The following is a 13298-nucleotide window of genomic DNA, read 5'->3' as shown; positions in this document are numbered from 1 at the left end:
GGGTGCTGCGCCCCGGCCGGTCCCGCGCGTCAGATCAGGCCGAGGTGCCGCACAGCGTCCCGCTCCTCGGCGAGCTCCGCCACCGACGCGTCGATCCGCGCGCGCGAGAACGCGTCGATCTCCAGGTCGGGCACGATCCGCCACACCCCGTCGGCGGCGGTGACCGGGAACGAGCAGACCAGCCCCTCGGGCACCCCGTAGGACCCGTCCGACACCCGGCCGGCCGACGTCCAGTCGCCCGCCGGGGTGCCGCCGCGGCGCAGGTGGCCGTGGTCGATGATCGCGCTCACGGTCGACGCGACCGACGAGCCGCCGCGGGCGGCGATGATCGCGGCCCCGCGCTGGGCGACGGTGTCGATGAACGCGCCCTCGGCCCACTCCCGGTCGACGACCTCCAGCGCGGGACGCCCGGCGACGAGCGCGTGCCGCAGGTCGGGGTACTGGGTGCGCGAGTGGTTGCCCCACACGGTGACCCGGGTGATATCCCGGGGGTTCACGCCGGTGCGCAGCGCGAGCTGGGCGAGCGCGCGGTTGTGGTCCAGCCGGGTCAGGGCGGTGAACCGGTCGCGCGGCACGTCCGGCGCGTGCGCCGCGGCGATCATCGCGTTGGTGTTCGCGGGGTTGCCGATCACCAGCACCCGGATGCCGTCCGCGGCGACGTCGTTGATCGCCGCGCCCTGCGCGCGGAAGATGCCGGCGTTGGCCTCGAGCAGGTCGGCCCGCTCCATGCCCGCGGTCCGCGGCTGCGCGCCGACCAGGACCGCGATGTCCGCCCCGTCGAACGCGGCGCGCGGGTCGGCGGTGACGTCCACGTCGACCAGCAGGGGCGAGGCGACGTCCTGCAGCTCCAGCGCCACGCCGTGCGCGGCGTGCAGCGCCTCCGGCCGCTCGAGCATCCGCACCCGCACCGGCGTGTCCGGGCCGAGCAGCTCCCCGCTCGCGACCCGGAACATCAGCGAGTAGCCGATCTGGCCGGCGGCGCCGGACAGCGTGAGCGTGACGGCGGGACGGGCCACGGAGGTCTCCTGGTGGGTCGACGACGGGGTCAGGGCGTCGGCGCCAGGAGCGTCGGCGGCGACGGTCCGGTCGACGGTAGGCGGGGTCCCCGCGCAGTTCAAGGGCGGTACCGCCGTGTCGCGGGCCGCGTCAGGGCGCCGCGACCGCCACCGCGTGCTCGGCGGCGTCGACGGCGACGAACCGCACGAGGCGCTCGGCCTCCGGCAGCACCGCCCGGCGCTCCGCCGCGGTCCACCGCCGCAGCGGGGTGACGGTCAGCGTCGCGCGCTCCCGGCGGGCCCGCGGCGCCCCGGCCGTGCGGGGGAGGCGCTCGCGCCGCACGGCCCAGGAGCCGGCCACCAGCCCGTCGAGCAGCACGGTCCCCGGCGGCATCCCGTTGCGGCTCGCCAGCGCGGGCCGGATCTCGGGCGGGATCACCCGGCTGCGGTCCTCGTGGCTCAGCAGCAGGTTCTCGAAGTCCGGGAGCAGCCGGACGGGGGCCGGGACGTCCTCGGGCGGGCGCGGGGCGTCGGGCAGGTCGAGCAGGACCCTCGGCCGGCCCGAGGGCGGGTCGACGTGCACGAGCTCGACGACCTCCGGCCGCAGCCGGTCGACCGCCGGTCCCAGCCCGGTCAGGCCCGACCACCGCCGCACGTCGGCGGCGGTCGCGGGCCCGTAGGCGCCGAGGTAGCGCCGGACCAGGGCGGCGAGGGCGGCGTCGCGCTCCTCGTCCCCGAGGTCGGCGGCCGGCCCGTCGACGCCGAACCACGCCCACGCGGTCGTCCAGGTCGTCGGCATGCTGCGGCCCCACACCCCGCGCGGGGTGACCTGCACCAGCGGCAGCAGCCCGCGCGCGCCCTGCGCGAGCGACCCGGGGTCGAGGCCCGGCCAGGTCGCCGCCAGCCGCGCCCCGAGGTCCCGCGCGGTGAGCGGCCCGTCGGACAGGGCGTCGAGCGCGGCGGTGCGCAGGTCGTCCAGGTCGACCTGCCGCAGCGTCGGGGCCGCCGAGACGTTGGCGGTGAGGTGCCGCCGCAGCGTGGGCGCGAGCAGTGGCCACAGCGCCAGCGCGTCGTCGGCGGTCACGAGGTGCACCGTGTCGCGCAGCAGCGCCAGGCGGGCGACCCGGCGGTCGGTCAGCGCGTCGGCCAGGTCGGCGTGCGCGAGGCCGGCGACCCGCGCGTGCAGCGCCAGGTAGGCCGACGACGGGTTCTGCGACTGCAGGGCCACCAGGTGCCGCACCACGTCGACCGCCGGGGCGTCGGTGCGGTCCAGCAGGTGCTGCCGCGCGAGCAGGGCTCGGCCGAGCCCGCGCGTGGTGATCGTGCCGCCGCCCGCGAGGTCCCCGTCGCCCGTCACGGTGCCGAGGCTACGCGCGCACTCCGACACGTCGGATGGACGCGACTGGAGCGTTCTGCCCGACACGCCGCGGCGTTTCGGGCAGAACGCTCCAGTCCAGGTCCTACAGCCGGCCCGCGGCCTTCAGCGCGAGGTACGCGTCGGCGAGGCGCGGGGCCAGGTCGTCGGGCAGCGCGTCGACCACCTCCACGCCGTGGCTCCGCAGCCGCTGCGCGACCGCCATCCGCTCCAGCTCGGTCCGCTCGGCCGCCGCGGCGTCGAACAGGGCCGCGACGTCCTCCCGCGCGATGCGCAGCCGCTCGACCTCGGGGTCCCGCACCGACGCGAGCACGACCTGGTGCCGGGACGCGAGCTGGTCGACGACGCGGAGCAGCCCGTTCTCGACGGCCGCGGGCTCGAGGGCGGACAGCAGCACGACCAGCGCCCGCTGGGACAGCCGCTCCTGCACCTGCGCGACGACGCCGGGCCAGTCGGCCTCGACCAGCGACGGCTCGACGTCGGCCAGCGCGTCCGCGATCGCGGGCATCAGCCGGGGACCCGAGGCGCCGGCCACCCGGGCGCGCACCGTCCGGTCGTACGCGAGGAGCTCGACCCGGTCGCCCGCCCGCGAGGCCAGCGCGGCGAGCAGCAGCGCCGCCTCGACGGACGGCTCCAGGCGCGGCTCCTCGCCGGTGCGCGCGGCGCTGGTGCGCGAGGTGTCGAGCACGATCAGCACCCGGCGGTCGCGCTCGGGGCGCCAGGTGCGCACCACGACGTCGTTGCGCCGGGCGCTCGCGCGCCAGTCGATGGACCGCACGTCGTCGCCGATCACGTACTCGCGGAGCGAGTCGAACTCGGTGCCCTGCCCGCGGACCTGCACCGCGGCGCGCCCGTCCATCTCGCGGAGCCGGGCGAGCCGGCTGGGGAGGTGCCGGCGGGACGCGAACTCCGGCAGCACCCGCTGCGTGCCGGGCACCGCGATCGACGCCTGCCGGGCCGCGAGCCCGAGCGGGCCGGCCGACCGGATGGTGACCCGGTCGGCGCGCAGGTCGCCGCGCCGGCTCGGGCGCAGGCCGGTGTCGACGCGGCGCGACTCCCCGGGCGGCAGGTCGACCCGGTGCCGGTTGTGGTCGGCGCCGGCCGAGGGCGGCCACGCGTCCCGGACCAGGGCGCGCAGCCGCCGGGCGCCGGTGTGCGTCAGGGTGAGCCGGGACCGGGCCGGCTCGTGCAGCCGGACCGCGCCGGTGACCTCGCGGCGGATCGCCACGGCGCGCGGGGACGCCGCCAGGGCGACGTCGAGCACGCACAGCAGCATCACCAGCACCGACCAGGCCAGCACCGTGCCGGGCACGGGCCAGAGCAGCACCGGCAGCGCGCCGACCGCGGTCAGCGCGACCGCGCGCCAGGTGATCGCCACGCCGCGGGCCTCAGCGGGGGACCGGCACGGACGCGAGCACGGTGTCGAGCACCGACTCCGCCGTCACGCCCTCGAGCTCGGCCTCCGCGCGCAGCTGCACGCGGTGCCGCAGCGTCGGGTGCGCCAGCGCCTTCACGTCGTCCGGGGTCACGTACGACCGGCCCTGCAGCCAGGCCCACGCGCGGGCCGTCGCGAGCAGCGCGGTCGCACCACGGGGCGAGACGCCGAGGGACAGCGACGGCGACTGCCGGGTGCCGCGGACCACGTCCACGACGTAGCCGAGCACCTCGGGCGCGACCTGGACCCGGGCGACCTCCTCGCGGGCGCGCTCCAGCACGTCCTTCCCGGCGACGGGCCGCACGCCCGCCTTGACCAGGTCGCGCGGGTCGAAGCCCGCCGCGTGCCGGGCGAGGACCTCGATCTCCTCGTGCCGCTCGGGCAGCGGGAGCGTCAGCTTGAGCAGGAACCGGTCGAGCTGCGCCTCGGGCAGCGGGTAGGTGCCCTCGTACTCGACGGGGTTCTGGGTGGCGATGACGACGAACGGGGACGGCAGCGGCCGCGGGGTGCCGTCGACCGAGACCTGGCGCTCCTCCATGGCCTCGAGCAGCGACGCCTGGGTCTTGGGCGGCGTGCGGTTGATCTCGTCGGCGAGCATGAGGTTGGTGAACACCGGGCCCTCGCGGAACGAGAACTCGGCGGTCCGCGCGTCGTAGACCAGGGAGCCGGTGACGTCGCCGGGCATGAGGTCCGGCGTGAACTGCACCCGCTTGGTGTCGAGGTCGAGGGCCGTCGACAGGGTGCGGACCAGCAGCGTCTTCGCGACGCCGGGCACGCCCTCGAGCAGCACGTGCCCGCGGCAGAGCAGCGCGATCACCAGGCCCGTGACGGCGGCGTCCTGGCCGACGACCGCGCGGCCGACCTCGGCCCGGACGGCGCCGAGCGCCTCGCGCAGCTCGGGGGACGGCTCGGGGACGGCGGGCGCCGCGGGGGCCGGGGGAGCGGGCGGGGCGGCGGGCGCGGGCTGCTGCCCCCACGCGGGCTGCTGCGCCTCGGGCTGCTGCGCCTGCCAGGGCTGCTGCTGCCCGGCGGGCTGCTGCCCGGTCGGCTCCGGCGCGGGGTACCCGGCGGGCGTGCCGCCCTGCGGCCACGGGTTCGGGGCGGGGTGGTCGGTCACGTGGGGTGAACCTCGCTCTCGAGCTGGTCGAGCCGGCGGGCCAGGTGCTCCAGGCCCGCGTCTGACGTGGGGGGTGGTCCGTACAGCAGGTCGCGGACGTCGGCCTCGTCCCGGCGCGCGGCCCGTGCGACCGCGGTGACGACGTCGGGCGCCGCGGCGGACCGCGGGACGCCGAGCCGGCGGGCGAGCCGGGCGGCGGTGCCGGCCCGCAGCGAGGCGGCGGCGTGCCCGTACGACCGGGAGGTCCGGTAGAGGCGCGCCCGCCCGCGGGTGGTCTCGGCGGGGCGGACGACGACCGGGAGCCGCTCGGCGACGACCCGGCCGAGCCGGCGCCCGCGCCACAGCGCGATCACGAGGACGACCACCAGGGCCTGCAGGAGCAGCACCCGGGCGACCGGCGGAAGCAGGTCGCCGAGGCCGGGGCCGCTGCTCGCCTCGTCGGCGCCGAGGTCGCCGGCGGACGGCACGTACCAGACGAGCTCGGCGTTCCGGCCGAGCGCGCGCAGCGCGAGCGCGGCGTTGCCCTCGTCCGCGACCCGGGCGTTGGTGATCAGGCCGGCGTCGCCGAGGACCGTGACCCGGCGGCCGTCCGCCTCGGACGTCGCGTAGAGGAAGGCCTGCGGGGAGCTGTCGGGCACGGGGAAGCAGAGGGTGGCGCCCGCCGGGGCGGCCTCGCCGAGCGGGGTGACGCCGGCGCCGGTCGCGGAGATCGTCCCGGCGGCCGCGGCGTCCGGGTCGTCGCAGGAGGCGGCGACGGGCGAGGGCTGGACGCCGCCCGACCAGCCGGTGGTCAGGCCCGGGACGGTCCGGTCGACGAGGTACGACGGGTCGAGCAGCACGAGGTCCGCGGCGGTGCCGGCGAGGGCCGTGATCTGGTCGCCGGACAGCAGCCAGTCGGACGTGACCAGCAGCGTGCGGCCGGCCTCCGCGGCGGAGACCGCCGCACCCGCGGAACGCACGTAGGTGATCCCCACGCCCTGGTCGCGCAGCACCTCGGCGAGCGCCATCGCGCCGTTCTCCCGCGGGTTGTCCGGCGCGAGGGCGGTGGCGGACCGGGTGGGGGCGGGCAGCAGCGCGGCGAGCACCCCGATGCCGAGCACGACCGCGACGACCACGAGCCAGCGCACCCGGCGCCAGCGGGCGCCCGCGCGGGTGCGGGCGGTGGTGCCGTCGCCGAGGACGACGCCGTCGGCCCGGTCCGGCCCGGCCGGTGCGCCCGGTGCGCCCGGTGCGCGGGTCGTCGCCGGGGCGGTCACGCGTCCACCCCCGCGCCGGCGAGCCCGGCGGGCAGGGTCGGGCGGGTCGCCGCGACGCGGGCGTCCAGCTCGCGCAGCGTGGCGTCGTCCTCGGCCCGCGGGGTGCGCTCGCCGTAGACCACGTCGTCGAACAGGCGCCCGGCGGCGCGCAGGTCCACCGCGTGGGCGGGCAGCCGCAGCCCCGCGGCCTCGACGGCCTCGTGCGCGGTGCGCCCCGGCTGCTCCTCCAGCACGGCGCGCTCCTCGAGCGACCGCACCACGGCCCGGAACCGGTCGGCGACCGCCCCCGCCCAGTCCCCGCGCGCGGCGGCCGCGTCGGCGGCGGTCCGGAGCTCGGCGGCGGTGCGCCGGTCGTCGGCGTCGAGCACCCCCCGCGCCCCCGCGACCCGGCGGCTGCGGCGCACCGGACCCGTGACGAGGAACGCCACGGTCACGAGCACGGCGAGCCCGGCGAGGATCGCCAGGAGCGTGCCGACGTTGCCGATCGGCAGGCCGTCGGCGCCCTCGAACAGGCGGCCGAGCCAGTCCAGGAACCGCTGCAGCAGGCTCGGCTGCTGGTGGTAGACCGGGTCGGCGAGCTCCTGCTCGAGCCAGCGGCGCGCCTGCTCGGCGTCCGGGACGACGGGCACGGTCACCGGCCGGCGCCCTCCGCGGCCCGGGCCAGCTCGACGTCCAGGCCCTCGCGGCGCATCCGGACGTCGATGTAGGCGAGCGCGACGACGCCGGCCATGAAGACCGTGGTGATCGTGGTCGCGATCGCGGTGCCGATCGCGGTGAGCGCGATGGACGGGCCGCTGGTCATCAGCGGGTCGTTGAGCACGAGCTGGGAGATCAGCGTCACCGGCACGACGACGATCTGCGAGATGATCCCGACGAGGATCGACACCAGCAGGTACAGGCCGAGCAGCCGCCAGAACGACCCGCGGGTCAGCCGCCACGCGCGCGCCACGGACGCCCAGAAGCCGCCGCCCTCGAGCATGATCGCGGCGGGGGCGAGCAGCGTGCGGATGGTCACCCAGAAGCCGCCGACCACGGCGACGGCCGCGGCCAGCAGGCCGACCAGCACGGTGAGCCCCACGCTGTCGCTGGTCGAGCCCACGAGGACGACCAGGCCGACCAGCGCGGCCACCGCGACCGAGGTCGCGAGGCCGAGCAGCAGGCCGAACCCGATCACCCAGAAGATCCGCTTGCCCTGGCCGCGCACGACGTCGCGCGCCGAGATCCGCTGGCCGATGACCGAGCGGCTGACCGACAGGATGAGCAGGCCGGTGAGGATCGTGGTGGCGAGCGCGGTGAGCGGGATGCCGGCGACGCTCGCGAGCGAGGTGCCGAAGCTGTCGCCGAGCAGCTCGGTGTCGGCCGGTGTGAGGCCCGCGCTGCTCGTGAACAGGTCGTTGACCGCGCCGGCGAAGATGCCCGCCAGGTACCACTGGATCAGCGCGCCGACCGCGGTGGCGACCGCGACGACCACGGCGGTGAGGCCGAACATGGTCGCGGGGTTGTGCCGGATCGCGCGGAACGCGCCGTCGAAGATCTCCCAGATGCTCAGCGGGCGCAGCGGGATGATCCCGGGCTGCGCGGCCGCCGGCTGGTAGGGCGTCGCGCCCCAGCCGTAGGGGGCCGGGCCGGGCTGCTGGCCGTAGCCCGGCGCGGCGGGGTAGCCGGGCTGCTGGCCGTAGCCCTGCTGGCCGTAGCCCTGCTGGCCGTACCCCGGCGCGGGCGCCTGCCCCGGCGTGCTCGGGTAGCCGGGCTGCTGCCCGTACCCCGGCTGCTGCCCGTACCCGGGCGGGGTCGGCGCGTCCGGACCGCCGCCCGGCTGCCCGGCGGCGTCACCCGGACGGCCGCCACCCGGCCGGGTGCCCGCGTCGCCCCAGGGGTTGGCGGGCCGCCCGCCCGCGGCGGGATCCGTCGGCGGCTGCCACCCCGCGGGGGCGTACTGCCCGTACCGGGGCGCCGGGCGCTGGTCCTCGCCCTGCCGCGGTGCGTCCTCGGGGCGGCCCTCGTCGTGAGGCGTGCTCATCGTGCTCCTCGGGTCGCGGCGGGGTGCGCCGGGACCCCCGTCGGGGGCGCCGGGCGCTGCTGACGGCCATCGTGCCACGTCAGGTCCGGGTCCGGGCCGCTGCTCCGTCCGGAGGTCGCGCGCGGGTGGTCCCCCGGTGCGGGCCGCCGTGATGCGATCATGGGCAGATGAAGGGACGCGTTCTCGTGGTCGACGACGACACCGCCCTGTCCGAGATGATCGGCATCGTCCTGCGCTCGGAGGGGTTCGAGCCGGTCTTCTGCGCGGACGGGGACGAGGCACTGGAGGCCTTCCGGTCGACGCAGCCGGACCTCGTGCTGCTCGACCTCATGCTCCCGGGCAAGGACGGCACCGAGGTGTGCCGGCTCATCCGGGCGGAGTCGGGCGTGCCGATCGTCATGCTGACCGCCAAGGCCGACACGGTCGACGTGGTCCTCGGGCTGGAGTCCGGCGCCGACGACTACATCGCCAAGCCGTTCAAGCCCAAGGAGCTGATCGCCCGCGTGCGGGCGCGGCTGCGCCGCAGCGACGAGCCCGCCCCCGAGCACCTGCGCATCGGCGACCTGTCGATCGACGTCACCGGCCACCGCGTCACGCGCGACGGCGCGCCGATCTCGCTGACGCCGCTGGAGTTCGACCTGCTGGTCGCGCTCGCCCGCAAACCGTGGCAGGTGTTCACGCGCGAGGTGCTGCTCGAGCGCGTGTGGGGCTACCGCCACGCCGCCGACACCCGGCTGGTGAACGTCCACGTCCAGCGGCTGCGGTCCAAGATCGAGGCCGACCCCGAGCGCCCCGAGATCGTCGTGACCGTGCGCGGCGTCGGCTACAAGGCGGGCGCGACGCCCCCGTGACCGGTTCCCCCCGCGGCGGCGTCGCCGGGCGGGCGGCGCGCGCGTGGCGGCTCGCCACCGTGCGGGCCGGGGCCCGCGCGCGCCGGATGGTCCGCGCCTGGCGCGGCTCGCTGCAGGCGCGGGTCCTCACGCTCACCCTGGTGGTCGGGCTGCTCGCGCTCGCGGTGCTCGGCGGCTACCTGTCCGTCAGCGTGCGGGACGGCCTGTTCACCCAGCGTGTGGACCAGGTGCTCGCCGAGTCCGCGCGCAGCGCCGCCCAGGCGCAGGAGACGTTCGACGCGTCGACGGCGACCACCGCGCCCGAGGCCCAGCTCCTGGTGAACGACATGGTGCGCGCGCTGCGCTCCGGCGGCTCGGGCGAGCGGGAGGTGTTCCTGCTGCGCACCCGCGGACAGCAGCAGCCGATCCTGGTCACCGGCCAGTCCACCGACTCGAGCCTCGTCGGCCTGGTCTCGGAGCCGCTGCGCACCGCGACCGCGGAGGGTGAGGGGCAGCGCTGGGAGTCGGTCGCGTGGCCGGCGACGTCGACGGACACCGGCCGGGTCGAGCCGGGGGTGATGGTCGGCCAGGTGGTCACGGTCCCCGCCGCCGGGTCCTACGAGCTGTACTTCCTGTACTCCCTGCAGGCCGAGCAGGACCGCCTGGAGTTCCTGCAGAGCGTCCTCGGCATCGGCGCCGTCGCGCTCGTCGCGCTGCTGGTGTCGATGACCTGGCTGGTGACGCGGCAGGTCGTCCGCCCGGTCCGGCAGGCCGCGCACGTCGCGGAGCGGATCGCCGACGGCAGCCTCACCGAGCGGATGCCGGTGCGCGGCGAGGACGAGATGGCGCGCCTGGGCCGGTCGTTCAACGAGATGGCCGAGAGCCTCCAGGACCAGATCGACCGCATGGAGCACCTGTCGGCCATGCAGCGCCGGTTCGTCTCCGACGTGTCCCACGAGCTGCGCACGCCGCTGACCACCGTGCGCATGGCCGGCGAGATGATCTACGAGTCCCGGGACGACTTCGACCCGGTGGTCCGCCGGTCCGCGGAGCTGCTGCAGCAGCAGCTCGACCGGTTCGAGGACCTGCTGGGCGACCTGCTGGAGATCAGCCGGTTCGACGCGGGCGCCGCCGTGCTGGACGCCGAGGCCCGGGACCTGCGCGACGTCGTCGGCGCCGCGGTCGACCAGGCCGTGCCGCTCGCCGGCGCGAAGGGCTCCTGGCTCTCGGTGACGCAGCCCGAGGGGCCGTGCCTCGCCGACGTCGACCCGCGGCGCGTCGAGCGGGTGCTGCGGAACCTGCTGGTCAACGCGATCGAGCACGCCGAGGGCAGCGACGTCGAGGTCACCGTCGGCGCGGACGACCGCGCGGTCGCCGTGACCGTCCGCGACCGCGGCGTCGGCATGACCCGGGACGAGGCGGCGCACGTGTTCGACCGGTTCTGGCGGGCCGACCCGGCCCGTGCGCGGACGACCGGCGGCACGGGCCTCGGCCTCGCGATCTCGCTGGAGGACGCGCACCTGCACGGCGGCTGGCTGGAGGCGTGGGGCCGGCCCCGGCAGGGGGCGTGCTTCCGGCTCACGCTGCCCCGGCGCGCCGGGATCACGCTGGAGTCGTCGCCGCTGCCGCTCGAGCCGCCGGCGGAGCCCGACCGCCCGGTCGCCCGGGAGCGGGACGTCGACCGCCCGGACCCCGCGGCGCTGCCCGACCTGCCGCCGACCACCGGGTCGTTCGACGTGGTCGAGCGCGCGCGGGAGGCGCAGCGCGCGGTGGCGCGCCGGCGCGAGCAGGAGCGGGCCGCGGCGGACGGGGCACCCGGTGCGCCGGACGCGACGCCGGACCCGGACGGCGCGCAGCCGCACGCCGGGACGCCCCACGACCCCGAGCCCGCCCGCCGCGGCGGCCCCGACCGACCGGGGGAGACCCGATGACCGCGCCGTCCTCGCGCCGTGCCGGGTCCGGCGCCCGGCCTCGCCCCGCCCCGCGCCGCGCGGGTGCCGCCGCCCTGCTCGCCGTCGTGCTGGCCGCGCTGTCCGCGTGCGTCGGCATCCCGACGTCGGGACCCGTCGGCGTCGGCGTCGAGGGGGTCTCCGACCAGGGCGTCGTCGAGCCGCTGGGCGACCCGCCGCCCCAGGACGGCGCTCCCGAGGACATCGTGCGGGGGTTCCTCGGCGCGAGCGCCGCGGGCTTCAGCCGCGCGTCCGCGTCCGCCGACGCGACCGACGACTTCCGCAACGCCCGCGAGTACCTGTCCGGCGAGACCCGGCGGTCGTGGAGCCCGCGCGACCGCGTGGTCGTGTACGCGACCGCGTCGAGCCCCGACATCGAGCTGGTCGGCGAGTCCCAGGTGCAGGTCGACGTGCGGGTCGCCGCGCGGGTGGACGCCGACGGCCGGTACGCCCAGGCCGGGCCGGACGCCAAGGAGTCGCTGACCTTCGACCTCGTGCAGGACAGCGAGGGGCAGTGGCGCATCTCCGGCCTGGAGGACGGCGTCGTGCTGTCCGAGCCGAACTTCGAGGCGATCTACCGGTCCGCCACCCTGTACTTCCTGTCCCAGGACGAGCAGTTCCTCGTGCCGGAGACGCGGTGGTTCCCGGTGCGCAACCTGGCGACGTCGATCGTCCGCGCGATCATCGCCGGTCCGTCCGGGTGGCTCCGCGACGCCGCGCGGAGCGCGGTGCCCGAGGGCGCGGTGCTGCAGCCGGACGCCGTGTCCGTGGACGCGGACGGCGTCGCGACGGTGAGCCTCGGCGCGGGCGGCCTCCCCACCGAGCCGGAGGAGCGCGCCCGGATGCAGGCGCAGCTGGAGGCGTCCCTGCGGATCGCGCGGGTGCGCACCGTGGAGGTGAGCGCGGGCGGCGTGGCGATGGACACCGAGGCGGCGGAGCTCGAGCGCGGCCAGGACTGGGGCGGGGCGCTCGAGGCGCTGCAGGACGGCACGCTCGTGCAGATGTCCGCGGGCGAGCTCGAGCCGGTCGAGGGCGTCGCCCCGCTCGCCGGGCTGGACGCGCGCGACCCCGCCCGCGACGGGACGGGCGACCTCCGGGTCATGCTCTCGGGTCCGGACCGGCTCGTGACCGTCCCGACGACCGCCGCCGCGTCCGTCCAGCTGCTGGAGGCCTCCGCGCTGGTGGCGCCGTCGGTGGACCGCCTCGGCTGGGTCTGGACCGCGTCGCCCGCCCAGAGCGGGCAGCTGCTGGCCGTCGACGACCGCGGCACCGTCGTCGACGTCGCCGCCGAGTGGCTGCAGGACCGCACGGTGCGGTCCGTGCGCGTCGCGCGGGACGCGACCCGCGTGGCCGTGGTGTCGTCCGGGTCCGACGGCGTGCGGGTCGACGTGGCCTCGGTGGTGCGCGACGACTCCGGGACGCCCCAGGTGCTCGGCGAGGCCTCGCGCACGGGCGTGACGCTCACCGACGCGACGCGGGTGGTCTGGGTCGACGAGTCGACGCTCGGCGTGCTCGGGCGGTCCGGCAGCACCACCACCGCCGTCTACCACCTGGTCCCGCTCGCCGGGGAGGTGCAGACGCGCCCGGCGCTCGCGGACGCGGTGGACATCGCCGGCGGGAAGGGCGACAGCGCGCTGTACCTGGCGACGGCCGAGGGCGAGCTGTTCGCGCGTGCGGGGTCGAGCTGGGCCTCGGTCGGGACGGACGTGCGGGACCCGTCCTTCGCGGGCTGAGCGGGCTGGACGGGCGGTCCGGGCCGCGGGGAGCCGGGTCGTGCCCGGGCGCCGGGACGACCACAGGCGCCGTCCGCGCGCGGCCGGTGCCGCCGCTGGGGACGCGGGGCGCGCTCGTCCGCACCGCCGCGCGAGGGTGGTCGGGTGCCCGTCACCACCGCGCGGGGCGGCCCGCTCGCCCGCGCCGCCCGCGAGGTCCTCGACCTCGTCCTCCCCGTCACGTGCGCCGGGTGCGGCCTCCCGGGCCGGCCGCTGTGCCCCGTGTGCCTCCACGCGTTCGCCGGGCCGCCGCGGCGGTGCGAGCACGCGGCGGGGCGGCTGGACCGGATGGACGGCACCACCGTGCCCGCGTGGGCGCTCGCGGAGAACGACGGCGCCGTGCGGCGGGCGGTCGTCGGCTGGAAGGACCGGGGGCGTGCGGACGTGACGCCGTGGTTCGGGGCCGTGCTGCGCCGGGCGGGCCCGGCGGTGCGACGTGCGCTCGCGGGCGCGTCGGCCGACGGCGCGCCGGTGCCGCTGCTGGTCGTGCCGGCGCCGGCGTCGCCCCGGGGCCGGGCGCGCCGCGGCGAGGACCTCGTGGGGGCGCTG

11 protein-coding genes are annotated in these 13298 nt (G+C 77.7%); 4 read left to right on the top strand and 7 right to left on the bottom strand.

Annotated elements, in window-relative coordinates; genetic code table 11:
• Positions 1-29: 29 nt before the first annotated feature.
• The 7 genes from J5O08_RS12445 to J5O08_RS12415 form a co-directional block, all read right to left on the bottom strand.
• Positions 30-1016, bottom strand: coding sequence for a malate dehydrogenase (locus J5O08_RS12445; RefSeq protein WP_218707190.1), 987 nt, complete (start codon positions 1014-1016; stop codon positions 30-32).
• Positions 1017-1146: 130 nt separating this feature from the next.
• Entirely contained in the window at positions 1147-2352 is a 1206-nt protein-coding gene (locus J5O08_RS12440) for a winged helix DNA-binding domain-containing protein (protein ID WP_308281596.1), read from the bottom strand.
• Between the two features lie 103 nt (positions 2353-2455).
• On the bottom strand, positions 2456-3748 hold the full coding sequence (locus J5O08_RS12435) for a DUF58 domain-containing protein (protein WP_218707189.1): 1293 nt from the start codon (positions 3746-3748) through the stop codon (positions 2456-2458).
• A gap of 10 nt (positions 3749-3758) precedes the next feature.
• Positions 3759-4700 (bottom strand): MoxR family ATPase, encoded by a 942-nt coding sequence (locus J5O08_RS12430; RefSeq protein ID WP_218707219.1) that lies wholly within the window; start codon positions 4698-4700, stop codon positions 3759-3761.
• Between the two features lie 218 nt (positions 4701-4918).
• On the bottom strand, positions 4919-6178 hold the full coding sequence (locus J5O08_RS12425; RefSeq protein ID WP_218707188.1) for a DUF4350 domain-containing protein: 1260 nt from the start codon (positions 6176-6178) through the stop codon (positions 4919-4921).
• Positions 6175-6813, bottom strand: coding sequence for a DUF4129 domain-containing protein (locus J5O08_RS12420; RefSeq protein WP_218707187.1), 639 nt, complete (start codon positions 6811-6813; stop codon positions 6175-6177). Before J5O08_RS12420 ends, J5O08_RS12425 begins: the two co-directional genes overlap by 4 nt.
• The gene (locus tag J5O08_RS12415; RefSeq protein WP_218707186.1) at positions 6810-8198 is read right to left on the bottom strand and encodes a glycerophosphoryl diester phosphodiesterase membrane domain-containing protein; all 1389 of its coding nucleotides are present in this window, start codon (positions 8196-8198) and stop codon (positions 6810-6812) included. Before J5O08_RS12415 ends, J5O08_RS12420 begins: the two co-directional genes overlap by 4 nt.
• 167 nt (positions 8199-8365) lie before the next feature.
• Here J5O08_RS12415 and mtrA point away from each other — a divergent pair, with 167 nt between their 5' ends.
• The 4 genes from mtrA to J5O08_RS12395 all read left to right on the top strand — a co-directional run.
• Complete coding sequence (gene mtrA / locus J5O08_RS12410) at positions 8366-9049, top strand: MtrAB system response regulator MtrA (RefSeq protein ID WP_217615566.1); 684 nt, start codon at positions 8366-8368, stop codon at positions 9047-9049.
• Between the two features lie 86 nt (positions 9050-9135).
• Positions 9136-10959, top strand: a complete 1824-nt coding sequence (mtrB, locus tag J5O08_RS12405) for an MtrAB system histidine kinase MtrB (protein ID WP_218707218.1) — start codon at positions 9136-9138, stop codon at positions 10957-10959.
• Complete coding sequence (locus J5O08_RS12400) at positions 10956-12710, top strand: LpqB family beta-propeller domain-containing protein (RefSeq protein ID WP_218707185.1); 1755 nt, start codon at positions 10956-10958, stop codon at positions 12708-12710. The genes mtrB and J5O08_RS12400 overlap by 4 nt, the downstream gene beginning before the upstream one ends.
• Before the next feature lie 144 nt (positions 12711-12854).
• Positions 12855-13298 (top strand): ComF family protein (locus J5O08_RS12395; protein WP_374225976.1); only part of this gene is annotated, 444 nt, incomplete at its 3' end.

The organism is Cellulomonas sp. PS-H5 (assembly GCF_019265565.1).
GTDB lineage: Bacteria > Actinomycetota > Actinomycetes > Actinomycetales > Cellulomonadaceae > Cellulomonas.
The sequence above is the reverse complement of the archived record's forward strand: the minus strand, read 5'-3'. Positions and strand labels throughout refer to the sequence as shown.

Bases quoted from the DNA above. Each gene is read 5' to 3' on its own strand.
- mtrA (WP_217615566.1), top strand. From the start codon at position 8,366: ATGAAGGGACGCGTTCTCGTGGTCGACGACGACACCGCCCTGTCCGAG.
- mtrB (WP_218707218.1), top strand. From the start codon at position 9,136: ATGGTCCGCGCCTGGCGCGGCTCGCTGCAGGCGCGGGTCCTCACGCTC.
- J5O08_RS12415 (WP_218707186.1), bottom strand. From the start codon at position 8,198: ATGAGCACGCCTCACGACGAGGGCCGCCCCGAGGACGCACCGCGGCAG.
- J5O08_RS12400 (WP_218707185.1), top strand. From the start codon at position 10,956: ATGACCGCGCCGTCCTCGCGCCGTGCCGGGTCCGGCGCCCGGCCTCGC.